The following is a 21,688-nucleotide window of genomic DNA, read 5'->3' on the forward strand; positions in this document are numbered from 1 at the left end:
AACTCCTCAGGCGAGCAGCGACGGCATGAGCGTGTCCACCCGGGCCGTCAGCACCGCCAGCACGTCCTCGCGCTCGGCCTTCGGGCCCGTCGCCCAGGCGAGCAGGGACTGGGCGAAGAGACCGTCGAGCATGCCGTAGCAGGTCGAGGAGTCCACGGACGGCGCCCGGCCGGCGAGCTCGGCGTACCGCGACACCACCCGCCAGATCATCTGCTCGAGCTGGCCGTCGATCTCGAGGACCACCTCGCGCAGCGCAGGCTCGAACATCGACTGGTTGCGCAGGTCGTACCAGAGCTGGTGCATCGGACCCTCCTCGCGGATGGTCCCGGCTAGCTTCTCGGCGAAGCGCGACTGCAGCTCGGCCGCAGTGGCTGACGAGGCCACGATCTCGTCGTAGCGGGTCACGCAGGTGCGCTTGTAGTGGCGCACGCAGGAGGTGATCAGCTCCTCCTTGCTGGAGAAGTAGTAGTGCACGACCCCGTGCGAGAACGGCGAGCGCTGGGCGATCTCGCGCAGCGAGGTCTTCGCGTAGCCCAGCGTGCCGAGGGTGACCAGCGCCGACTCGGCGAGCTGCTCGCGCCGGTCCTCGTGCTTGCTCGGGCGCGACGCCGCCGGCGCGGCGGGGGCGGCGACGGAGCGGGCGGGGGACGGCACGCGCGGCATCCTACGCGCGCGGCCGGGGGTGGGACGGACCAGTGGAAGATTTTCTTGACAGTCGTCAAGACGGGCGTCCAGTGTGATGGCCATCACTCGCCCCGAAGCCCTGAGGAGACCTCGATGACCGCAACGGACCTGACCGGACGCGTCGCACTCGTGACGGGAGGGGCCCAGGGACTGGGTGAGGGCATGGCCCGCGCCCTGGCGGCTGCGGGCGCCCGCGTGATGATCGCGGACGTCAACGAGGCAGGCGCCGAGACCGCCGCGAGCCTCGGTGACGGGCACGGGTTCGTACGCCTCGACGTCACCGACGAGTCCGGCTGGGAGGCGGCCGTGCAGGCCTGCGTCGACCGGCTCGGCGGGCTCGACGTCCTCGTCAACAACGCCGGCGTCGAGATCACCAGCCTCCTCACCGAGGTGCAGGTCGACGACATCCGCACGATGCTCGACGTCAACGTCCTCGGCACCACCCTCGGGCTCAAGCACGGCCTGCGTGCCATGCGCCCCGACGGTGCGGCCGGCAAGGGCGGCTCGATCATCAACATCTCGTCGGTGGCCGCGACCATCGCCTTCCCCGCGATCGCGGTCTACAGCGGCACCAAGTCCGCGGTCGACCGGCTCACCCGCGTCGCGGCGATGGAGTCCGGCAAGCTCGGCTACGGCGTACGCGTCAACTGCGTCTATCCGGGACTGGTGCCGACCGCGATGGGGGCCGGGCTCGCCAACGACATGGCCTCGCTCGGGCTCTACGGCAGCGCGGAGGCGGCCGTCGGCGCCGTCATCGAGCTGACCCCGTCGGGACGGCTCGGCGAGGTCGAGGACATGGCCGACGCGGTCGTCTTCCTCGCCTCCGACGCCTCGCGGTTCATCAACGGGGCCGGCATCCCCGTCGACGGCGGCATGGGCATGTGAGGGGCCGATGCGGCTGCACGACTACCTCGACAAGGGCGCCAGCCTGGGCGTCGAACGCCCCTGCCTGACCACCGACGGCACCACGCGGTCGTACGCCGAGGTGGTCGGGCTGTCGCACGAGGTCGCGGCGGCGCTCCTCGGGTGCGGGGTGGCCGAGGGATCGAGGGTCGCGGTCCTCTCCGCCAACGACCCGGTGGCCTTCACCTGCGTGTTCGGCATCAGCCGCGCCGGAGCCGTGTGGTGCCCGATCAACCCCCGCAACGAGGCCGCGGAGAACCGCGAGCTGCTGGAGCTGTTCGACACCGAGGTGGTGCTCTACCAGTCCGGGTTCGCCCCGCTCGTGGCCGCGATCCGCGACGACCTGCCCCGGATCCACACGTGGGTCTGCCTCGACGGGGCCGACGAGGGGTCCCTGGCGTGGCAGGAGTTCCTCGACCGCGGCGCCGGGGTTGACGTCCCGGAGCGCATCGCTCCGCCCGGGCCGGGGGAGCTCGCCATGCTCGTCGGCACCGGGGGCACCACCGGCCGCCCCAAGGGCGTGATGCTCACCCCCACCAACCTCGAGACGATGACGGCGCTGACCCTGATGGGCTACCCGTTCGACGGGCCACCGGTCTACCTCGCGCTCGCGCCCCTCACCCACGCGGCAGGCGTGCTCTGCTTCCCGGTGATGTCGCTGGGCGGCGAGGTCGTGATCATGCGCACGCCCGACGTCGGAGGTTTCCTGCGCCTCGTGCAGGAGCACGGCGTGACCCACACGTTCCTGCCGCCGACCCTGATCTACATGGTGCTCGGCAGTCCCGGGCTCGACGCCACCGACCTCCGCAGCCTCCAGTGCTTCTGGTACGGCGCGGCGCCGATGTCGGCGTCCCGGCTCGAGGAGGCGCTCACGAGGATCGGACCGGTGATGGCGCAGCTCTTCGGCCAGACCGAGGCGCCGATGATGATCTCGATGATGCCGCCGGCCGACCACTTCCGCGCCGACGGCTCCGTGGCCACCGAGCGCCTGACCAGCGCGGGGCGCCCGGCGCCTCTGGTGCGGGTGGCGATCCTCGACGAGCACGACCGCCCGGTGCCGCCGGGGGAGCGCGGTGAGATCTGCGCACGGTCGTCGCTGGTGATGGCCGGCTACTGGAAGGACCCCGAGGAGACGGCGCGGACGCTGCGGAACGGCTGGCTGCACACGGGCGACATCGGGTTCGTCGACGAGGAGGGCCTCCTCCACATCGTCGACCGCGCCAAGGACATGATCATCACCGGCGGCTTCAACGTGTACTCGACCGAGGTCGAGCAGGCCGTCCTCGCCCACGAGGCCGTCCAGGACTGCGCCGTGGTGGGGCTCCCCGACGACAAGTGGGGTGAGCGCGTCGCGGTCGTCGTCCAGCCGCACCCGGGGGCGACGGTCGATCCCGACGCCCTGCGGTCCTTCGTCAAGGAGCGCATCGGCTCGGTGAAGGCGCCCAAGGACGTCCACGTGTGGCCGGACCTGCCGCGCTCGAAGGTCGGCAAGGTGCTCAAGACGGAGATCAAGACCCGGATCGTGGGCGGGGAGCCGGGCTGATCGCGCGGGCGTCGGTCAGGTCCTCGCGGGCGAGGTCGAGCGTGCCGATGAGCGCCGACAGCGAGTCGATGACGTCGTTGGCGGCGAGGTCCCAGTCCTGCCACCCGGACTGCTGGTGAAGCACTGCGCCGCCGTGCCACGAGGCGAGCAGCGCGTCGACGCTGCGCTCGGCGATCCGGCGTTGCGCGTCGATGTCGGCGAGCCGGTCGGACAGGCGGTCGGCGGCCGTACGGCCGTGCCGGTCGCGCCGGTCGTGATGGAGGTGCCCCGACAGGATCATGCCTCGACCCTCACCCGCGGACCCGGCGCACCGACAGGCCCTTGACCGGATCTGTGGAGAACCGGGACGTGTCCTTGCCCCGCCGTCGGGGCCTAGGGTGTGGGGCGAACCCGTCTCGGAGGTAAACACGTGGATCCCATGACTCCTGTCCATGGCGCCGGCACGCTCCTGGTGATCGCGGCTCTCGCCGTCGCCGTGCTGCTGGTGCTCATCATCGCCCTGCGCATGCACGCCTTCGTGGCGCTCGTCCTCGTCAGCCTGGCCACCGCGATCGTGGCCGGCGTCCCCGTCGCCGACGTGCCGGCGGTCGCGATCGGAGCGTTCGGCTCCACCCTCGGCGCGGTCGCGCTGCTCGTCGGCCTCGGGGTGATGATCGGGCGCATCCTGGAGGTCACGGGTGGCGCCCAGGTGCTCGCCGACACCCTGATCAGCCGCTTCGGCGAGAAGCGCGCCCCGCTCGCGCTCGGCATCGCGGCGCTGCTCTTCGGCCTCCCGATCTTCTTCGACGCGGGCCTGGTCGTCTTCCTCCCGATCATCTTCTCGGTCGCCAAGCGCTTCGGCGGCTCCGTGCTGATGTACGCCCTCCCCGCGGCCGGTGCCTTCGCGGCGATGCACGCGATCGTGCCGCCGCACCCCGGACCGGTCACGGCGGCCACCGAGATCGGCGCGAGCATCGGCCTCACGCTCGTGATCGGAGTCGTCGCCGCGGTCGTCGCCTGGGCCGTCGGCGTCTACGCCGCCACGCTCGGCTGGCTCGGCAAGATCCACGTGCCGATCGACGACTCGGTCCTCACCGGCGGTCGCGCGCCCGACGAGGGCGACCGCCCCGCGTTCGTGCACGTGCTCGCGATCCTGCTGCTCCCGCTGGTGCTGATCGGCCTCAACACCGTCCTGACCACGCTGCGTGCCAACGAGACGATCGAGGCCGAGGGCGGGTTCGTCGACGCGCTCGTGTTCATCGGCCAGACGCCCATCGCGCTGCTCATCGCGCTGCTCGTCGCGACGTACACCCTCGCCGTGCGCCACCACTCGCGCGCCGAGGTGGAGGACCTGCTCAACGACGCGCTCGGCCCGATCTGCGCGATCATCCTCATCACCGGCGCGGGCGGGATGTTCGGCGGCGTGCTGCGCTACAGCGGCATCGGCAGCGCGCTCTCGGACTCCCTCGCCGACCTCGGACTGCCGCTGATCGTCTCGGCCTTCGTCATCGCCACCATCCTGCGCGTCGCCCAGGGCTCCGCCACGGTCGCGCTCACGACCACTGCCGGCCTGCTCTCGGCGGCGGTCGTCGACGCCGACCCGTCCTCGCTGCAGCTCGTCGCGCTCGTGCTGGCCATCGCGGCCGGCGCGACGGTGCTGTCCCACGTCAACGACTCGGGCTTCTGGCTGGTGAGCAGGTTCTTCGGGATGGACGTCAAGACCACCCTGAAGACCTGGACGGTGATGGAGACGACCCTCGGCGTGAGCATCTTCGTCCTCGCGCTCGGCATCTGGGCGGTCGGATGAGCACACCCCACGGGACGAGTCCGGGCCGCCCGCACCACCTCGTCTTCATGGGCGTCTCCGGGTCGGGGAAGTCGACCGTGGCGCGAGCGGTGCAGGAGCGGCTCGGCTGGGAGATGGCCGAGGGCGACGACTTCCACCCGCCCGAGAACGTCGCGAAGATGCGCGAGGGCACGCCGCTCACCGACGCCGACCGCTGGGGCTGGCTGGAGTCGCTGGCCGCCTGGACCGCGGAGCGCGAGGCCCGCGACGAGCCGACGATCATGGCGTGCAGCGCGCTGCGCCGGGCCTACCGCGACGTGCTGCGCCGCGGCGGCGAGGGCACGTTCTTCGTCCACTGCACCGGCGACAAGCACATGCTCCTCGACCGGATGAACGCCCGCGACCACTTCATGCCGCCGAGCCTGCTGGAGTCGCAGCTCGACACCCTCGAGCCGCTCCTCCCCGACGAGGCGGGGATGGACGTCGACCCGGCGCTGCCGGTGGACCGGCTCGCGGCGATGGTGCTGGCGCGGCTCGGGCTGTCCGACCGGGCTCGTTAGCTCAGGACGACGATGCCGGCGTTGAGCGCGGTGGCGAAGCAGGTCCAGGCCAGGTAGGGCACGAGCAGCCACGCCGCGGCCCGTACGCGCTGCCACGCCAGGACCACGAGCCCGGCCACCGCCACGTCGAGGATGACGATGTCGACCAGCGCCAGGACGTACTGGTCGGCGCCGAAGAACAGCGGCGTCCACGCCAGGTTGAGCACCAGCTGGCCGGCCCACAGCCACAGCACGCCGTCCCAGCCGCCGGTGCGCCACAGCAGCCAGCCGGCGACCCCGATGAAGAGGTAGAGCACCGACCACACCGGTCCGAACAGCCACGGCGGCGGTGCGAAGGCCGGCAGCTCGAGCGCGCGGTAGGTCGCCTGTGCCGAGGAGGCGGCCAGCCCGCCGACCCCGGCCACCGCTACCACGGCGACCAGGAAGGGGATGAGCGTCCACCACTGGCGGGCGGGCGGCACGAGAGGCAGGTCCCGAGAGGTCATGCTGTCCATCATGCCCACCCCCGCCACGATCATGACCGGCGTCGGGCCCTGAGCACCGCGTCGGCGACGGCGATCTCCTCGCCGGTGTGCGGGTGGGCCTGCGTACGCGGTCGCGCCTCGCACGCCTCGACCTCGAAGTCGTCCGGGAGGGCCGGCGCCAGCTGGTCGGCGGTGAACATGAACGTGTCGTGCCCGTGCCGCAGCCCGGTGGCCAGGTCGTCGGGGTGGTGCCCGACGACCAGCAGGGTGCCGCCCGGTGCGACCGCGGACGCCAGCCGGCGTACGACGTCGGGCATGCCGCCGTCGGGCAGGTGGAAGAAGTGGGAGGTCACGAGGTCCCACGTCTCGCCGGCGGGATCGAAGGAGCGTACGTCGACGCGGCGGGTCTCGACGCGGTCGCGCACGCCTGCCTCCGCGGCGTGCTCGGCGACCCGCGCCAGGGCGGCGTCGGCGAAGTCGACGGCCGTGACGTGCCACCCCTGCGAGGCGAGCCAGATCGCGTCGCCGCCCTCGCCGCAGCCGATGTCGAGCGCGCGGCCGGGGACGAGCGACGGTGCCTCCGCGGCGAGCTGGACGTTGACCCGGCCGCTCCAGACGCGCTCGCCGGAGTAGCGCTCCTCCCACGCGGGGCGCTCGAAGAACCCGTCCCGGCGGTCCTGGGCGGCACGCGTGGCGTCGGCGGAGGCGAGCTCGGCGTTGATCCAGGCGCCGACGCGGGTGCCGTGGGCCGCGGACGCGACGAGGATCATCGAGATGTCGGTGGCGTTGCCGGCGGCGAAGATCCCGGGGACGGACGTGGCGCCGGTCGGCTCGACGTCGATCACCGAGCCGAGGACGAGGCCGTTCATCTCGAAGGGCTTCGGCTCGAGGCCGAGCGGGCCGAGGAAGTCGGCGCGCACGCGGGGCTGCGAGGCCACTACGATCGCGTCCCGCGCGAGCACCGAGCCGTCCGCCAGCCGCAGCCCGACGAGCGAGGCGCGGTCGTCCGTGGTGACGACCTCCTGCGGCGTGCCGTGGACGAACCGGACGCCGATCGCGCCGAGCTTCTCCATCTCCTCGTCGGCGATCTCTACGCCGTCGTGCACCACGACCACCACGTCGTCGGAGAGCTGGCGGAACAGCAGGGCCTGGTGGCCAGCCATCGGGCTGGTGGCGAGGACGGCGATCGCCCGGTCGCGCACCTCCCAGCCGTGGCAGTAGGGGCAGTGCAGGACGTCCCGGCCCCATCGATCTGCGAGCCCCGCCACCTCGGGCAGCTCGTCCACCACCCCGCCGGTGACGAGCACCCGGCGGGCGGCGAAGCGGCCACCGTCCGCGGTCGTGACGAGGAAGTCGTCGACCTCGCCGGAGAGCCCGACCACCCGGTCGGCGAGCACCTCGACGCCGTACTGCGCCACCTCGCGGCGGCCGATCTCGAGCAGCTCGAGCGGGGGGACGCCCTCGCGGCCGAGGTAGTTGTGGGCGTGGTCGGCGGGGGCGTTGCGGGGCTCGCCGGCGTCGATGACCAGCACCGACCGCCGCGACCGACCCAGGGCCATCGCACCGCTCAGGCCGGCTGCGCCGCCGCCGACCACCACCACGTCGTAGGTCTTCATCTCAGTCATGTCGTCGATGCTGCACCTCGTTCGCCAGATTGACAAACATTCTTGCCGCAACGGCAAAAGGGGTGGCACACTGGCGGCATGGACGACGAAGGAGTGCTGCGCGGCGTCGGGCCGCGGCTGCGACAGCTGCGCCTCGAGCGCGAGGCCACGCTGACCGACCTGGCCGAGGAGACCGGCATCTCGGTCAGCACGCTGTCGCGTCTGGAGTCGGGCCAGCGCAAGCCCACGCTGGAGCTTCTGCTGCCGCTCGCGCGCGCCCACCGGGTGGCGCTCGACGAGCTCGTCGACGCGCCCGAGACGGGTGACCCCCGGGTCCGGTCGAAGCCGGTGGTCCGCCACGGCCGCACGTTCATCTCCCTCACGCGGCGTCCGGGCGGGCTCCAGTCCTACAAGATGGTGATGCCGGTCGACGACGTGCCGGCGCCTTCGCTGCGCACCCATGAGGGCTACGAGTGGCTCTACGTCCTCAGCGGCCGGGTGCGACTCGTCCTGGGCACCAAGGACCTCACCCTCGAGCCGGGCGAGGTGGTCGAGTTCGACACCCGTACGCCCCACTGGGTCGGCAACCCCGGGCCCACGCCTGCCGAGGTGCTGGCGATCTTCGGCCCGCAGGGCGAGCGGATGCACGTCCGCTCCTAGGGGTGGGCCGCGGTGTCCTCGGCGCGTGCCACGGTGGGTCCATGGCGATCCGCACCGGCACGACCGTGAAGTGGAAGTGGGGCTCCTCGTGGGCCGAGGGCACCGTCACCGAGGTGCACCACGACGAGGTCTCGCGCACGACCAAGGGCGCGCAGGTCACGCGCAAGGGCAGCGGCGACGACCCGGCCTACGTCATCGAGCAGGAGGACGGCACCACCGTGCTCAAGCTCCAGAGCGAGGTCGAACGCGCCTGACCCGGGGTGGCGTGCGGGTCAGCCCCACGCGCCGAGGTCCGGGGGCACGTCGACGGAGAGCAGCTGGAGCACTGGCAACGGCACCACGTCGAGGGCGCGCTCGGAGGTGGCGGCGAGCACGACCAGTGCGGCCACCCCGTCGTCGTACGCCTGGAGCCACCGCGCCGCGACGACGCACCAGCGGTCACCCGGCACCAGGCCGGGGAAGCTCCACTCGGGGCGAGGCGTCGAGAGGTCGTTGCCGACCGAGCGCTGGTGGGCCAGGAACTCCTCGGTCATCACCGCGCACACCGCGTGCAGGCCGACGTCGTGCGGTCCGACGGTGCAGGTGCCGTCGCGGTGGAAGCCGGTGACGGGGTCGGTGCCGCAGGGCTCGAGCTCGTCGCCGAGGACGTTGCGCTCGCTCACGACGACTGTCGGGCGGCCCGCTTGGCCTCAGCCTCGGCGCGGCGCTCGACGAAGCGGGTGGCCTCGCCGTCGAGGGCCGACACCGCGGCCGCGAGCTCCTCGCGCGCCTTCTCGCCGTCCTCGTCGAGGTCCTCGAGGTCCCAGACCCCCCACTTCTTCAGCAGGGGGGTGACGATGTCGTCGTGGTGGATGCGGAGGTCGTAGATCCCGGCCTTGGCCATCTGCACCGCCTTGCGGGAGAAGCCGGGGATCACGCTGCCGGGCATCTGGAAGTCGACGACCTCCTCGGTGATCGCCCGCATGGTCTGGCTGGGGGCGAGCTGGAGGGCCGCGGTGACGATGTTGCGGTAGAAGATCATGTGCAGGTTCTCGTCCTTGGCGACCCGGCTCAGCAGCTTCTCCGCGATCGGCTCCTCGGTGTAGCGCCCGGTGTTGCGGTGCGAGATGCGGGTGGCGAGCTCCTGGAAGGAGACGTACGCGCACACGTTGAGCAGCGACTTGTCCAGCGCCTCGTAGCCGGTCTCCATCGTCTCCATCCGCGCGCGCTCGAGCTCGACCGGGTCGACGCCGCGCGTGACGAGGAGGTAGTCGCGGATGCAGAACGCGTGCCGGCCCTCCTCGGCCGTCCAGCGGTTGACCCAGGTGCCCCACGCGCTGTCGCGGCCGAAGGCGCGGTCGATCTCGCGGTGATAGCTCGGCAGGTTGTCCTCGGTGAGCAGGTTGACCTCGAGTGCCGTGCGGGCGATCGGCGACAGCTGCGACTGCGCGACCTCCCACGGCTCCCCGCCGAGCTCGGCGAAGTCGCGCCCCAGGCTCCACGGGACGTACTCGTGCGGCATCCACTCGTCCGCCATGTCGAGGTGACGGTTGAGGTTGTCCTCGACGGTGGGCTCGAGCTCGGCCAGGAGGGTTGCGGTGTCGAGCGCTGCCATGGTCCATCTCCTCGAGTGAGTGCGAGGGCGCGGTGTCCTCGGACCCTGCCTACACCTGCGGGGACCGCGTGACCAGAGGGCGGCCCGTCCGGTGTGCGGGAGGCGGGACGGATGGGTGGTCTTCTAGGCTCGCCGCAGCGCGGCCGACCGGGCCGCCACACACCGCTTCTTTCGACACGGGGGACACATGCGCAGTGAGCTGTTCGACCAGGCCAACCAGGAGAACGCGACCGCCGAGCGGTTCAGCCTCCACCACCGCAAGACCCTGCGGGTGGTGCTCGGCGAGCCGGTTCTGGCCGCCAAGGGATCGATGGTCGCCTACCAGGGCCAGGTGACGTTCGAGCACAAGTCGGCGGGCTCGATCGGCAAGATGATGCGTCGGCTGGTGACCTCGGAGGACACCCCGCTGATGACCGTCGCCGGGCAGGGGGAGGTGTTCTTCGCCGATGCGGCCAAGGACGTGTTCCTGGTCGGCCTCGAGGGCGACGGGCTCTCGGTCAACGGCAGCGCGCTGCTGGCGATGGACGCCTCGCTCGACTACGACGTGCACCGGGTCAAGGGCGCCGGGATGATGAGCGGCGGGATGTTCAACACCCTCGTCCAGGGGCACGGCACCGTGGCGCTCACGAGCGACGGGCAGCCGCTCATCCTCGACTGCTCCCAGACCCCGACGTACGTCGACATCAACGCCGCGGTCTGCTGGTCCGCCGGTCTGGTGCCGCAGGTGGTGAGCTCGATGAACATGAGGTCGATGCTGCGTGGCGGCACCGGGGAGGCGTTCCAGTACGCCTTCCAGGGTCCCGGCTTCGTCGTGGTCCAGCCGTCCGAGGGCCCGGTCGTGCCGCCGCACAGCCACGGCTCCGGCGGCTGATCGGGCTGGTCCGGGGGACTGCCCGACCCTGCGTCACCCGTGCCGGCGAGGGCAGTGCAGGGTCGCCAGACGACCGCCATCCAGTGGGGTCGTGTGCCAGGCAGCCTCCGCGGCCCGTGCCGGCAGCGAGCAGGTGAGGCGCAGGCGGTGCGGGGTCTCGAGGAACGAGACCTCCACCCGCAGCGTGCGGTCGTCGTCCCAGCCGCCTGACGCCGCGACCGGCACGACGTCGCCGTGGGAGTCGAGCGGTGACGACTCCAGCCAGCCGTCAGTCCCCACGGGGAACGTCAACGCGTTGTCCGCCTCGGCCAGGGTGACCTCGAGGCCGTCGTCCGCCAGGTTGACTCCCACGGACGTGAAGCTCGTCCCGGGAGCCACGACGAAGGGCGACGTCCAGTCCTCCTGGCCGCCCGGCTGTGGGCGGGCGGCGTACGGCACGAGCGAGAGGCCCCGCAGGCGCCGCTCGAGCTCGGGCTGGGCGCTGTCCTCGGGGCGGTCGTCACGCAGGCCAGGGAGGAGGTGGGTCCAGAGGTGGTCGAGCACCGCCTGCATCGCCTCGGTCCCGCCGGTCGTCGCGACCACGACGTCGTGCTCGGGCAGCACGATGCAGAACTGGCCGAAGGCGCCGTCGCCGCGGTAGCCGTGCCGTGCCATCCAGAACTGGAAGCCGTAGCCCTGTCGCCAGTCGGGGTTCTCCATGTCCGGGTTGTCGACCTGGCGCGACGTGGCCTGCTCGACGTACGCCTCGGGGATCAGCTGGGTCTCTCCCCACCGCCCGCGTCGGAGGTAGAGCAGACCGAGCTTGGCGATGTCCTCGGTGCGGGCGAAGAGGCCACTGAACCCCTGCTCGCGACCGGGCGGCCAGGTCGCCCAGCCGACCGACCCGATGCCGAGCGGGTCGAGCAGCCGGGGTCGCAGGTAGGCACTCAAGGGCATGTCCGCGGCTCGCTGGATGATGCTAGCCAGCGCGTACGTGCACGGCTGGCTGTAGGCGAACAGGGTCCCTGGCGGGGCATCCGGCGGCACCATCAGGAACCCGCGCACCGGCTCGTGCGGGTCGAGGGCCAGGGCCTCGTCGATCATGTCGCGGTCGTGGCCGCTGGCCATGGAGGCGACGTCCCGGACCGTGATGGACCTGCTGCCCGGGTCGGTGATGTCGTCGGCGAGCTCGGGGAAGTGCGACACCACGGTGTCGTCCAGGCCGACCAGGCCCTCCTGCAGCGCGAATGCCAGGGCGGTCGAGGTGAAGCTCTTGCTCAGGGAGTAGACCAGCCGGGTGCGCTCCGGCGTGTGCGGTGCCCACCAGCCCTCGGCGACGACACGCCCGTGCCTCAGCACCATCAGGCTGTGCAGCTCCACCGCCGGATCGCCGTCGATCGCATCCACGGTGGCCAACAGGGCAGCCGGGGCGACGTGCTCGTCGGCCGGCAGGCTGCGGGGGAGCGCTGCGTCGAGGTGGTCCTCCATTCCTCCGACAGTACGACGGGCGGCTCAGTTCCAGATCGAGCCGGCCCACTCCGGGTGGTCGATGAAGGGGTTGCGGTTGCCCTGCCACTGGGCGTGGATGCGGTCGTTGCGCCGCATCTCGAAGGCGTTGACCGGGTCGGCGGCGTGCCACGCCAGCAGGGTCTCGAGGTCGCCGATCAGCGTGGAGGACGTGCCGACCGTGGAGCTCATCTCGAGGTTGTTGAAGCCGTCGCCGCCCTCGTAGCGGATCGCCATGTAGAGCAGCATCCGCGCCACGTCGCCCTTGACGGCGTCGCGCGGCTCGAACGAGTTGGAGTCAGTCCAGCAGTCGGTGCAGCCGGAGACCGCGGAGCCGCCGTTGTCGAAGTCCTTGTTGCCGCGGATCGAGTTCACCGTGACGTCCTCGGGCCGGATGTGGTGCAGGTCGGTGCCCGGTCCGGCGCTGGTGGTGAACCCGCCGCGCGACTGCGCCCACACGTGCTCACGGTTCCAGTTGCCGGTGCTGCCGCCGTTGCTCGACTTCGAGATCGAGCGCCCGGTGTAGAGCTCGATGACGTTGGCGGTGTTGTTGGGGTCCTGGTCGGTGTCCTTCAGCGCGGTCCACACGGCGTCGTACGACAGCTTCGTGTGGTCGTCGATGATGTCGTGCAGCGCGGTGCGCAGCGCGGTGCCGGACTTGCCGACGGCCGGGGCGTAGTAGGTGGAGTCCCACGGACTCGTGCCGCCGCTCGGCGGCGGCTCGGTGGTGCCGCCGCCCGCGAGCGCGAACGCCGACGTGCTCGTCATGCCGGGGTGGGAGAAGTAGGACGACAGCTTGCCGGTGACGTCGATCTGCTTGCCCATCAGCGACGGGTTCGTCCTGAGGCCCCACTGCGAGCGGAAGGCCGAGGGGATCTGCACGTAGAGCATCGACGAGGTGCTCGTCGTCGACGGCGAGTCGGCGATCGCGAGCGCGTAGTCGTTGGGGAAGTTGGAGCGTACGACGGTGTTGGTGGCGGTCGGCTGCCCGACGACGTAGCCGCGGACCGTCTGCGTCGCGCCGGTCTGCTGGCCGATGGCCTGGCTGACGGTCAGGGGAGTGGCGGCGGTGGCGGGCGCGGTGACGGCCGGCAGCAGCACCAGTGAGAGGAGGAGGGCGAGCGAGCCGGCGAGGGAGGAGGCGAGGGAGGTCGCGCGGGCACGACCCTTCCCGAGATGTGGGGTCATGGCGGTGAAGCCTGCCGCACCGGCGCCCGCCGCGGAAGGGCCCGCAGGTGAACCGACGGCGACGGCCCGGGGGACGTCCCACCGCCTCACTCACAACGCTTTGGAAACGGGTCTGGTGTGGTCGGTGGTGCCGGTGGGACACTGCCCACCGCTCATCGAGGGGCCGCGAGGCCCCCTTACACCCCCACCACCCAAGTTCTGCGAAAACGCCACGGAATGTCGCAAGACTCCTTAGGTTGAGTCTGCTCCGGTCCCACCGGGAAAGTTTCGACGTCGTAGTCGCTCACCAAACGCGAGGCACACATGACTCAGGATGCAGCCCGGCCCCGCAAGGGCACGGGTCTCTCGGTCGCCGGCTGGCCGCTGGGCCGCAAGATGGCCCTGGCCCTGGCGATCCCGCTGCTGCTCGCGGCGGTCCTCGGCGGTCTGCGTGTCTCGGGCGACTACGGCGACTCCCGGCAGGCCTCCCGCAGCGCCCAGCAGGTCACGATCATCCAGCCCGCGGTCGACTACCTGACCGCCTCGGAGGCCGCGATGGTGGCCGCCCAGACCGACAGCGCCGCGAGCCAGGGCGACCTGATCGACGCGATCAGCGACATCGACACCAACGCTGAGACCCTCGTCCAGGCGCGCGACAGCGCCGACCTCGACGAGCTCCAGACCGCCCACGTCAACGCGCTGCTCGACCTGAGCCAGGCCATGCGAGGCGAGGGTGCCGAGACCCTCGGCCCGGCGACCTGGATCGCGCTCGTGCGCCAGCTCGAGTCGAGCGTCTCGCAGCTCATCACCAGCGTGAACGCCGCCCAGGAGACCCCGGAGCCGCGCCTCGAGCAGCTGTCCCAGGTCATGAGCGGTCGCCTCTCGCTGGCGCTCCAGCAGGGCCTGCTCGCCACCACGCTGTCGCAGTCCAGCTCGCAGGAGCTCTTCTCGGAGATCGGCGTCGAGGCCGCCGCCATCGACCGTCTCGCCGGCTCCGTCGAGGGCGCCGAGGACCAGACGGCCATCCTGCGTACGCAGAACACCCGCCACGCCGGTCAGATCCGCGACGACTCCGCGACCGACCTCGACGGCCGCGACGCGTACGTCCCCTACGACGAGATCACCCAGACGCTGGTCACCGGCGTGACCGACACCCTCGACGAGGCCGCCTCCGACGCCCAGCGCAACGCGCTCGTCGGCGCCGTCCTGACGCTCCTCGCGCTCGCCGCCGCGATCGCGCTCGCCTTCTTCGTCGCCCGCAGCCTCCTCGGCCCGATCGGCAAGGTGCGCGAGGGCGCGCTCGCCGTGGCCCGCCACCGCCTGCCCGACGCCGTCGCCCGGATCCGCGCCGGCCAGGAGCCCGAGCCGATCCGGACGATCGACGTCACCACCAACGAGGAGATCGGCCAGGTCGCGCGAGCGGTCGACGACCTCCACCGCCAGGCCATCCACCTCGCCTCGGGCGAGGCCCAGCTGCGCCAGACCGTCAACGCGATGTTCGTGACGCTGTCGCGCCGCTCGACCTCCTTGGTCAACCAGCAGCTCGCGCAGATCGAGCGCCTCGAGCACGACGAGGAGGACCCCAAGCGCCTCGAGTCGCTCTTCCGCCTCGACCACCTCGCCTCGCGCATGCGTCGTACGGCCGACTCGCTGCTGATCCTCGCCGACGCACCGAACCGCGCCGCCGGCCAGTTCAGCCTCACCGTCGGCGAGGCGCTGCAGGCCGCGACCTCGGGCGTGCAGGACTACCAGCGCGTGCAGATCCTGTCGCACCTCAACACCCGCGTCGGTGACGAGGCCGCGCCCGACGTGGTCCACCTGCTGACCGAGCTCGTCGACAACGCGCTGTCCTTCTCGCCGCCCGCCGAGCCCGTTCGCCTCGCGGCCAAGCAGGGCCCTGAGGGCGTCACGATCACCATCACCGACTCCGGCCTGGGGGTGCCGCCGGCCGAGCTCGAGCAGCTCAACCGCGACCTCCAGCACGGTGCCGAGGCCACGCCCGACACCGCTCGCCGGATGGGCCTGTTCGTGGTCTCCCGCCTCGCCGAGCGCCACGACATCGAGGCCCACCTGGCCCGCAACCCCGGTGGCGGCATGACGGCCACCGTCACGCTCCCGCCCTCGGTGCTGCCCGACCTGCCGCAGGCCGGTGCCCCGGCGGCCCCGGCCGCCGCGCAGGCCACCGCCGCGACCGGTACGACAGAGGTCCTCGAGACCGCCGCCGTCGCCGCTCCGGTCCTGTCCAAGCGTGAGGCCCGCAACCGGGCCCGCGCGGAGAAGGCCGAGGCGAAGGCCGCGGAGCGCGCCGCCGCCGCCGAGGCGAAGTCCGCGAAGAAGGACGCCGCGTCGGAGGCCAAGGCCGCCAAGCAGGAGGCCGAGCTCGAGCCCCTGACCACCTCGGCTGCCGCCTCCACTGCTGCTCCCGCCGCCGGGCGTACGTCCGACACCGCGCAGCCCGCAGCCTCGGCCGCGAGGTCCACCACGGGCTCTGAGCCGACCCCGGACCGCCCGCCGCTGGGCAGCCTGCTGCCGCGCCGCGACCCAGGCGCCAACATGCCCCGCACGGGTGCCGACGCCTTCCTGCCGCCGGAGACGTCCACGGCGACCGGTCCGCTCTTCGGCAAGCGCCCCGAGGCCTCGGAGGCACCCGCTGCGGCCGACTCCACCCCGCGCCAGGGTGCCGCCACCGAGCGCGCGGAGAAGGTCGCCCGCGTGGTGCCCATCACCGCCCTCGCCGCCCGCCAGCGCGCCCAGGCCGAGCAGGAGGCGCGGGTCGCCGAGGCCGCGCCGGAGGCGCGGGTCGCCGAGGCCGCGCCGGAGGCGCGGGTCGCCGAGGCCGCGCCGGAGACGACCGAGGTCGAGGACGAGACGGTCGTCGACGAGACGGTCGTCGAGCCGGCGGCCGAGCCCGCACGCGCCCACGACCCGCTCTCCGACCCGCTGCCGGCGGACGCCTTCGACGAGCCTTCCGCTCCCGAGGACGAGCCGGTCGCTGCCGCCGAGCCGGAGCCGGAGCCCGAGCCCGAGCCGGTCGCTGCCGCAGAGCCCGAGCCGGTCGCTGCCGCAGAGCCGGAGCCGGAGCCGGAGCCCGTCGTCGCGCGGTCGGCCGAGCGCGAGGTCGAGGTCGACGCCAACGACCCGCTGGGCCTGGACGCCCCCGTGGCCCCTGCGCGGGAGACCGCGCGGGAGACCGCGCCGGAGCCGGTCGCCCAGACGGCGCCCGAGCCGGTCGCCGAGCCGGTCGCCGAGCCCGAGCCCGAGCCGGCACCCGAGCCGTCCGTCTGGCAGCAGCCGGCGTACGAGCCCCCCGCCGCGGCGCTGGACGCCGGTCACGGCACCAACGGCACCAACGGCACCAACGGCTCCAACGGCTCCAACGGCCTGTCGCACCGCGGCGAGCCCGCTCGCTCCGGCGGCGAGTCGCCGATCTTCAAGTCGATGCGGTCGGGCTGGCTGACCGGTGACGCGAGCCAGATCCACGAGACCGAGGTGGACCGCGGGTGGGAGATCGCCGAGCACGTCGCCGAGGAGGCGCCGGCCGTCGAGTCGACCCCCGTCGGACTTCCGCGACGCGCCCCCGGGGAGCGGCTCGTTCCCGGTAGCGTGACACCGCCCACGGCAGCCAAGACGCGCGACCCCGAAGCGATCCGCCGCCGCCTCCAGGCACACACCGCGGGTGTCTCCCGCGGTCGACGAGCAGCCCAGAGTTCCACCCAGCACACGGAAGCAGGCCCCGCATGACTCACGACTCCGCCACCGCCCCCGCTGCCAGCGCCGCTGGTGACGACCGAGACCTCGACTGGGTGATGTCGCGATTCGTCGACGACGTCCCCGACGCAGCGCACGCCATCCTGGTGTCCGCCGACGGCCTCCTGATGGCGTCGAGCACCAGCATCCCCGGCGAGCGCGCCGAGCAGGTCGCGGCCGTCTCCTCCGGCCTGGCCAGCCTCGCCGTCGGTGCCGCCCGCCTCTTCGAGGGCGGCTCGGTGATGCAGACCATCGTCGAGATGGAGATGGGCTTCCTGATGCTGATGAGCGTGGGTGACGGCTCCAACCTCACCGTGCTCACCACCGAGGAGGCCGACATCGGCCAGGTGGGCTACGAGATGGCCCTGCTGGTGGACCGCGTGGGACGTACCGTCGAGGCCCAGGCCCGCGTCGGTACGAGCGGCTGACCGGCTCCGCGCCATGACGCCGCCACACGAGCCGGAGGACGAGGGCTACCGCCCCCGCCTCATCCGGTCCTACACCCTCACCGCCGGTCGGACGGCCGCCAAGGTGGAGCTGGCCATGGAGGCGACTCTTCGCCTCCAGGCCGGTGCGGAGGCACCTGTGCTCTCGCCGTCCGCCGCGCAGGTTCTCGAGGTCTGCGACCGGCGCTCCGTGGCCGAGGTGTCGGCCCTGACCAAGATGCCGATCGGCGTCACCCGGGTGCTGCTGGGTGACCTGATCGAGCAGGGCCTGGTCCGCATCCAGGCCACCATCAACGACAGCACGTCGACAGATGAGCGTCTCGAGCTCATCGAAAGGACCCTCCGTGGACTTCGAAACTACTAAGGCACAGCGTGCGGCTGCGTCGACGAAGATCGTCATTGCTGGCGGCTTCGGCGTCGGCAAGTCGACGCTGGTCGGCGCGGTCTCGGAGATCGACCCGCTGCGCACCGAGGCACTCGTCACCAACGAGTCCGAGGGCGTCGACGATCTCGCTGCCGTGCCCACCAAGGCCACCACGACCGTGGCCATGGACTTCGGGCGCCTGACCCTGGCCGAGGACCTCGTCCTCTACCTGTTCGGCACCCCCGGCCAGCGTCGCTTCTGGTTCATGTGGGACGACCTGTGCCGCGGTGCCATCGGCGCCATCGTGCTGGTCGACGTGGCCAGGCTCGACGAGTCCTTCTCGCCGCTCGACTACTTCGAGTCCAAGGGCATCCCGTTCATCGTCGCCGTCAACGAGTTCGACGGCGTCCCGCGCTACCCCGCCGAGGAGATCGCCGCCGCGCTGGCCCTGCCCGCCGACGTACCGATCATCAGCCTCGACGCCCGCGACCGCGAGCAGGCCAAGGGTGCGCTCGTGAAGATCACCGAATACGCCCTCATGCGACTTCGCGAGTCGCTCACCGTGAATGCGAACTGACGCCATGACCCGCACCACCCGCCGTACGAACCCTGCCCGCACGGCTCTGACCGTCCTGTCCTCCGTGGCCCTGATGGCCACGCTGAGCGCCTGCGGCGGCAGCGCCAGCGGGGAGGAGGCCGACGCGCTCACCGACGTGTCGCTCGTCTTCAGCGGCGCGCTGACGGTCTGCACCGACATGCCCTACGCGCCCTTCGAGTACGAGGAGAAGGGCAAGCCCACCGGCTTCGACATCGACCTGGTGCGCAAGGTCGCCGACGAACTGAAGGCCGACCTCGACGTGGTGGACGTGTCCTTCGACGACATCACGTCCGGCACCTCGCTCAACAACGACGTGTGCGACGTCGCGATCTCCGCGATGACGATCACCGGCGAGCGGGCCCGCGTCCTCGACTTCTCCAGCCCCTACTTCGACGCCAAGCAGGCGCTGATCACCCCGAAGGGCTCGGGCCTCGACCAGATCGCCGAGCTGGCGGGCCAGCGGGTCGGCGTCCAGAAGGACACCACCGGCGAGACCTACCTCAGCGACTTCGCCCCCGAGACCACCCAGGTCATGGCGTACGACGACGCAGCCGGGCTGCAGGCGGCGCTGGCGGCCGGTGAGCTCGATGCGGCGATGCTCGACAACACGGTGTCCGGCCAGTTCGTCACCGACAACCCGCGCCTGAAGCTCTCGCGCGAGTTCGACACCGGCGAGCAGTACGGCATGGCGGTGAAGAAGGACGGCAACATCCCGCTCCTGCGCTCCATCAACAGCACGCTCGCCGACCTCCGCGAGGACGGCAGCTACGAGGAGATCTACGCCAAGTACTTCGGCTGATCCGCCTCGTGCGAGCACCCGCTTGAGCGGTGTCCCACCCACCTTCCGCAGCAGCGGAACGTAGGTGGGGCACTGCTCAGGCGCGTCCGGGGCGTGTCGACGGCCGGGCGGTGCCTGAGCCACCTCCGCCGCGCTGGGAAGGTGGCTGGGACACCGCCCTGCGCGACGACCTACGGCGCGATCGTCAGGAACAGGAACGACGCGAGCAGCACGAGGTGCACGCCGCCCTGGAGCGGCTTGGCGCGGCCGGGGACGACCGTCAGGATCGCCACCGCGGCGGTCAGGACGAGCAGGACCGTCTGGAGCTGGTTGAGCCCGAGCTCGAGCGGGCCGTCGAGCCAGATGCTGGCCACCGCGATCGCGGGAATGGTGAGCCCGATGGAGGCCATGGCCGAGCCGAGCGCCAGGTTGAGGCTGACCTGGACCCGGTTGCGCACGGCCGCGCGGACCGCGGCGATCGTCTCCGGTGCGAGCACCAGCAGGGCGATGACGACACCGACCACGGCGTACGGGAACCCCGCGGCCGCCACGCCCGACTCGATCGCCGGTGACTCGATCTTCGCGAGCCCGACCACGGCGACGAGCGAGACCACGAGGAGCCCCAGACTGGTCAGGGCGGCCTTCGCGGTCGGCGGGTCGGCGTGCCCGTCCTCGTCCTCGTCGACCGGCTCGTGCTCGAAGGAGTCGGACCTCCCGGCTCCCGAGGTGCGCTGGGCATGCGCGCCCGGCCCCGTGACGACCGGGACGTACTGCTGCGGCGCGACCGGCAGGAAGAAGTCGCGGTGCCGGATGGTCTGGGTGAAGACGAACATGCCGTAGAGCGCCAAGGACGCGACGGCGGCGAAGACGAGCTGGGCCCCGGTGAACTCGGGCCCCGGCTCCGACGTGGTGACCGACGGGACGACGAGGCACAGCACGGCGAGGGCGATGACGGTCGCCAGGGCGGCGCCGGTGCCCTCGGGGTTGAAGACCGCGAGGTGGTGCTTCAGGGCACCGACGAGCAGCGAGATGCCGACGATGCCGTTGACGGTGATCATGACCGCGGCGAAGACCGTGTCGCGAGCCAGGCCGGCATTGCCCCCGTCGGCGGTGATCATCAGCGTGACGATCAGGCCGACCTCGATGACCGTCACCGCCACGGCGAGCACCAGGGAGCCGTACGGCTCGCCGACCCGGTGCGCCACGACCTCGGCGTGGTGCACCGCGGCCAGCACCGCACCGACGAGCAGGAGGGCGAGGAGGCCGAGCACGACGGCGTTCTCGGGGTGCAGCGGCCAGGCGACGGCCAGCGCCACGGCGGCCAGCACGGGGAGGACGGTGGTCAAGGAAGGCCGGGGCATGACATGACCCTAGGGGGCTCGATCCAGCCGACCGGTCAGCTCTCCGGGGTCGTCAGCTTCTCCAGCCGGGCGCGCAGCAGCGGCACTCGGTGGCTGTTGCCCTCGAGGGTGACGTACTGCTCCCCGAAGATCGCGAGCAGCGCGTCATCGAGGCGGCGTACGGCTCCGGCGGGGTAGCGGTAGCCCATCCGGCGGATCACGGCGTCGGCGTCGACGGAGGTCAGCAGGTCGTCGAGGTCGTCGATGCTGTCGATGCCGAGCTGGGTGAGCAGCCCGGCGATCCAGTCGTAGTGGTCGGTGTGCGACCAGCCGGCGTCGCTGTAGTGGCCGGCGAGGAAGGTCGCGAGCTCCTGGCCGACGATGTGGTCGGCCTCCACCTCCGTGGTGCTGCCCGGCGCCGCCTTCTGGATCCGCTCGCGGATGGTGGCGAACTCCCGGTCGGCGAGCTCGATGAGCCCGGCGGCCAGGGTGAAGCGGCGGTCGAGGTCGGCCGCGGCGTCCTCGGGGACGTTGCCCTTGTAGCGGATGTCGTGCTCGAACTCGGCCCAGGCGTGCTGCAGGACCGTACGGACCTGGATGCTGGCGCGCTCGCCGGCGAGCTCGGGGTGCCCGTCGGCGTCGTCGCCGTCGTCGGTGCGGACCAGCAGGTGCCGGCTGGCGTAGCCGAAGCGCCCGGACCGGGCGGTCTCCTCGCCGAGGTCGCGGTCGTCGAGGATGGTGAGCTGGTCGTCGAGCACCTCGGCCACGGCCGCGACGTCGCTGTGGACGTAGGTGATGACGCGGACGCCGATCTGGTCGGTGACCTGCTCGAGCGGGTGGGGGTAGAGGAGCCGGTCGCCGTCGGTGCGGTTGGCCTTGGCGGAGAAGGAGGCCACGCTCTTCGTGCGCCCGGTGACGCTGAGGTAGTCGATGCCGGCGTCGTCGAGCAGCGTGCGGACCAGGGTGACCCAGCCCGCGGTCGCCGCGACGAGCTGCGGCTGCCGTGCCGCATAGGCACGTACGGCCTCGCGCACCGGCTCTGCATGGGTCTCGGGGCCGCTCATGGCGTCAGCCTGCCAGTGCCGGCCGTCGGCGTCGACGCGACGTCCCGCACG

Annotated in this window: 22 protein-coding genes; 12 read left to right on the forward strand and 10 right to left on the reverse strand. The window is 71.9% G+C overall.

The genetic code is table 11. The features are described 5' to 3' along the window. Window positions 1-6: 6 nt before the first annotated feature. Window positions 7-654 carry a TetR/AcrR family transcriptional regulator gene (locus tag AC57BS_RS11760; protein WP_496411628.1) on the reverse strand — a complete coding sequence of 216 codons (648 nt, stop codon included), beginning with the start codon at window positions 652-654 and terminating at the stop codon, window positions 7-9. A gap of 123 nt (window positions 655-777) precedes the next feature. Between AC57BS_RS11760 and AC57BS_RS11765 the strand changes: the two genes are divergently transcribed. Together AC57BS_RS11765 and AC57BS_RS11770 are read left to right on the forward strand one after the other, a co-directional pair. Beyond that, window positions 778-1,569: an SDR family NAD(P)-dependent oxidoreductase gene (locus tag AC57BS_RS11765; protein ID WP_496411629.1), complete on the forward strand. Its 792-nt coding sequence runs from the start codon at window positions 778-780 to the stop codon at window positions 1,567-1,569. A 7-nt stretch (window positions 1,570-1,576) separates the two neighbouring features. Next, a complete protein-coding gene (locus AC57BS_RS11770) occupies window positions 1,577-3,130 on the forward strand; it encodes an AMP-binding protein (RefSeq protein WP_496411630.1) in 1,554 nt (517 codons plus the stop codon). Here AC57BS_RS11770 and AC57BS_RS11775 read toward each other — a convergent pair. Next, entirely contained in the window at window positions 3,096-3,410 is a 315-nt protein-coding gene (locus AC57BS_RS11775) for a WXG100 family type VII secretion target (protein WP_496411631.1), read from the reverse strand. The genes AC57BS_RS11770 and AC57BS_RS11775 overlap by 35 nt on opposite strands. A gap of 138 nt (window positions 3,411-3,548) precedes the next feature. Between AC57BS_RS11775 and AC57BS_RS11780 the strand changes: the two genes are divergently transcribed. Both AC57BS_RS11780 and AC57BS_RS11785 read left to right on the forward strand, forming a co-directional pair. Further along, complete coding sequence (locus AC57BS_RS11780) at window positions 3,549-4,916, forward strand: GntP family permease (protein WP_496411632.1); 1,368 nt, start codon at window positions 3,549-3,551, stop codon at window positions 4,914-4,916. Next, a complete protein-coding gene (locus tag AC57BS_RS11785; protein WP_496411633.1) occupies window positions 4,913-5,455 on the forward strand; it encodes a gluconokinase in 543 nt (180 codons plus the stop codon). The genes AC57BS_RS11780 and AC57BS_RS11785 overlap by 4 nt, the downstream gene beginning before the upstream one ends. On the opposite strand, the gene AC57BS_RS11790 is transcribed toward AC57BS_RS11785, so the two are convergent. Both AC57BS_RS11790 and AC57BS_RS11795 read right to left on the reverse strand, forming a co-directional pair. After that, window positions 5,452-5,940, reverse strand: coding sequence for a TspO/MBR family protein (locus AC57BS_RS11790; RefSeq protein ID WP_496411634.1), 489 nt, complete (start codon window positions 5,938-5,940; stop codon window positions 5,452-5,454). The two genes, AC57BS_RS11785 and AC57BS_RS11790, sit on opposite strands and share 4 nt — an antisense overlap. Before the next feature lie 29 nt (window positions 5,941-5,969). Then, window positions 5,970-7,544: an FAD-dependent oxidoreductase gene (locus AC57BS_RS11795; protein ID WP_496411635.1), complete on the reverse strand. Its 1,575-nt coding sequence runs from the start codon at window positions 7,542-7,544 to the stop codon at window positions 5,970-5,972. Between the two features lie 78 nt (window positions 7,545-7,622). On the opposite strand from AC57BS_RS11795, the gene AC57BS_RS11800 reads away from it, so the two are divergent. After that, window positions 7,623-8,183: a helix-turn-helix domain-containing protein gene (locus AC57BS_RS11800; protein ID WP_496411636.1), complete on the forward strand. Its 561-nt coding sequence runs from the start codon at window positions 7,623-7,625 to the stop codon at window positions 8,181-8,183. Window positions 8,184-8,224: 41 nt separating this feature from the next. After that, window positions 8,225-8,437, forward strand: coding sequence for a hypervirulence associated TUDOR domain-containing protein (locus tag AC57BS_RS11805; RefSeq protein ID WP_496411637.1), 213 nt, complete (start codon window positions 8,225-8,227; stop codon window positions 8,435-8,437). A gap of 18 nt (window positions 8,438-8,455) precedes the next feature. Here AC57BS_RS11805 and AC57BS_RS11810 read toward each other — a convergent pair whose 3' ends face one another. Further along, window positions 8,456-8,845, reverse strand: a complete 390-nt coding sequence (locus AC57BS_RS11810; protein ID WP_496411638.1) for a DUF2237 family protein — start codon at window positions 8,843-8,845, stop codon at window positions 8,456-8,458. Beyond that, the gene (locus AC57BS_RS11815) at window positions 8,842-9,777 is read right to left on the reverse strand and encodes an acyl-ACP desaturase (protein WP_496411639.1); all 936 of its coding nucleotides are present in this window, start codon (window positions 9,775-9,777) and stop codon (window positions 8,842-8,844) included. Before AC57BS_RS11815 ends, AC57BS_RS11810 begins: the two co-directional genes overlap by 4 nt. Before the next feature lie 187 nt (window positions 9,778-9,964). Between AC57BS_RS11815 and AC57BS_RS11820 the strand changes: the two genes are divergently transcribed. Then, window positions 9,965-10,648, forward strand: coding sequence for an AIM24 family protein (locus AC57BS_RS11820; RefSeq protein WP_496411640.1), 684 nt, complete (start codon window positions 9,965-9,967; stop codon window positions 10,646-10,648). A gap of 33 nt (window positions 10,649-10,681) precedes the next feature. Here AC57BS_RS11820 and AC57BS_RS11825 read toward each other — a convergent pair whose 3' ends face one another. Together AC57BS_RS11825 and AC57BS_RS11830 are read right to left on the reverse strand one after the other, a co-directional pair. After that, window positions 10,682-12,115: a serine hydrolase domain-containing protein gene (locus AC57BS_RS11825; protein WP_496411641.1), complete on the reverse strand. Its 1,434-nt coding sequence runs from the start codon at window positions 12,113-12,115 to the stop codon at window positions 10,682-10,684. 24 nt (window positions 12,116-12,139) lie between these two features. Beyond that, window positions 12,140-13,321, reverse strand: a complete 1,182-nt coding sequence (locus AC57BS_RS11830; protein WP_496411642.1) for an endonuclease — start codon at window positions 13,319-13,321, stop codon at window positions 12,140-12,142. A gap of 303 nt (window positions 13,322-13,624) precedes the next feature. Here AC57BS_RS11830 and AC57BS_RS11835 point away from each other — a divergent pair, with 303 nt between their 5' ends. The 5 genes from AC57BS_RS11835 to AC57BS_RS11855 are packed head-to-tail and all read left to right on the forward strand — an operon-like array spanning window position 13,625 to window position 19,254. Further along, the gene (locus tag AC57BS_RS11835; RefSeq protein WP_496411643.1) at window positions 13,625-17,041 is read left to right on the forward strand and encodes a sensor histidine kinase; all 3,417 of its coding nucleotides are present in this window, start codon (window positions 13,625-13,627) and stop codon (window positions 17,039-17,041) included. Further along, the gene (locus AC57BS_RS11840; protein ID WP_496411644.1) at window positions 17,038-17,475 is read left to right on the forward strand and encodes a roadblock/LC7 domain-containing protein; all 438 of its coding nucleotides are present in this window, start codon (window positions 17,038-17,040) and stop codon (window positions 17,473-17,475) included. Before AC57BS_RS11835 ends, AC57BS_RS11840 begins: the two co-directional genes overlap by 4 nt. Before the next feature lie 13 nt (window positions 17,476-17,488). Then, the gene (locus tag AC57BS_RS11845) at window positions 17,489-17,857 is read left to right on the forward strand and encodes a DUF742 domain-containing protein (RefSeq protein WP_129455222.1); all 369 of its coding nucleotides are present in this window, start codon (window positions 17,489-17,491) and stop codon (window positions 17,855-17,857) included. Continuing rightward, window positions 17,838-18,434 (forward strand): GTP-binding protein, encoded by a 597-nt coding sequence (locus AC57BS_RS11850; protein ID WP_056906137.1) that lies wholly within the window; start codon window positions 17,838-17,840, stop codon window positions 18,432-18,434. Before AC57BS_RS11845 ends, AC57BS_RS11850 begins: the two co-directional genes overlap by 20 nt. 4 nt (window positions 18,435-18,438) lie before the next feature. Next, window positions 18,439-19,254: an ABC transporter substrate-binding protein gene (locus AC57BS_RS11855; protein ID WP_496411645.1), complete on the forward strand. Its 816-nt coding sequence runs from the start codon at window positions 18,439-18,441 to the stop codon at window positions 19,252-19,254. Window positions 19,255-19,424: 170 nt separating this feature from the next. Here AC57BS_RS11855 and AC57BS_RS11860 read toward each other — a convergent pair whose 3' ends face one another. Next, window positions 19,425-20,594, reverse strand: coding sequence for a calcium:cation antiporter (locus AC57BS_RS11860; RefSeq protein ID WP_496411646.1), 1,170 nt, complete (start codon window positions 20,592-20,594; stop codon window positions 19,425-19,427). A gap of 35 nt (window positions 20,595-20,629) precedes the next feature. Beyond that, complete coding sequence (locus AC57BS_RS11865; protein ID WP_496411647.1) at window positions 20,630-21,637, reverse strand: GTP pyrophosphokinase; 1,008 nt, start codon at window positions 21,635-21,637, stop codon at window positions 20,630-20,632. Window positions 21,638-21,688: the final 51 nt, after the last annotated feature.

This window comes from Nocardioides sp. BGA-UO-ETr-FS32 (assembly GCF_059567905.1).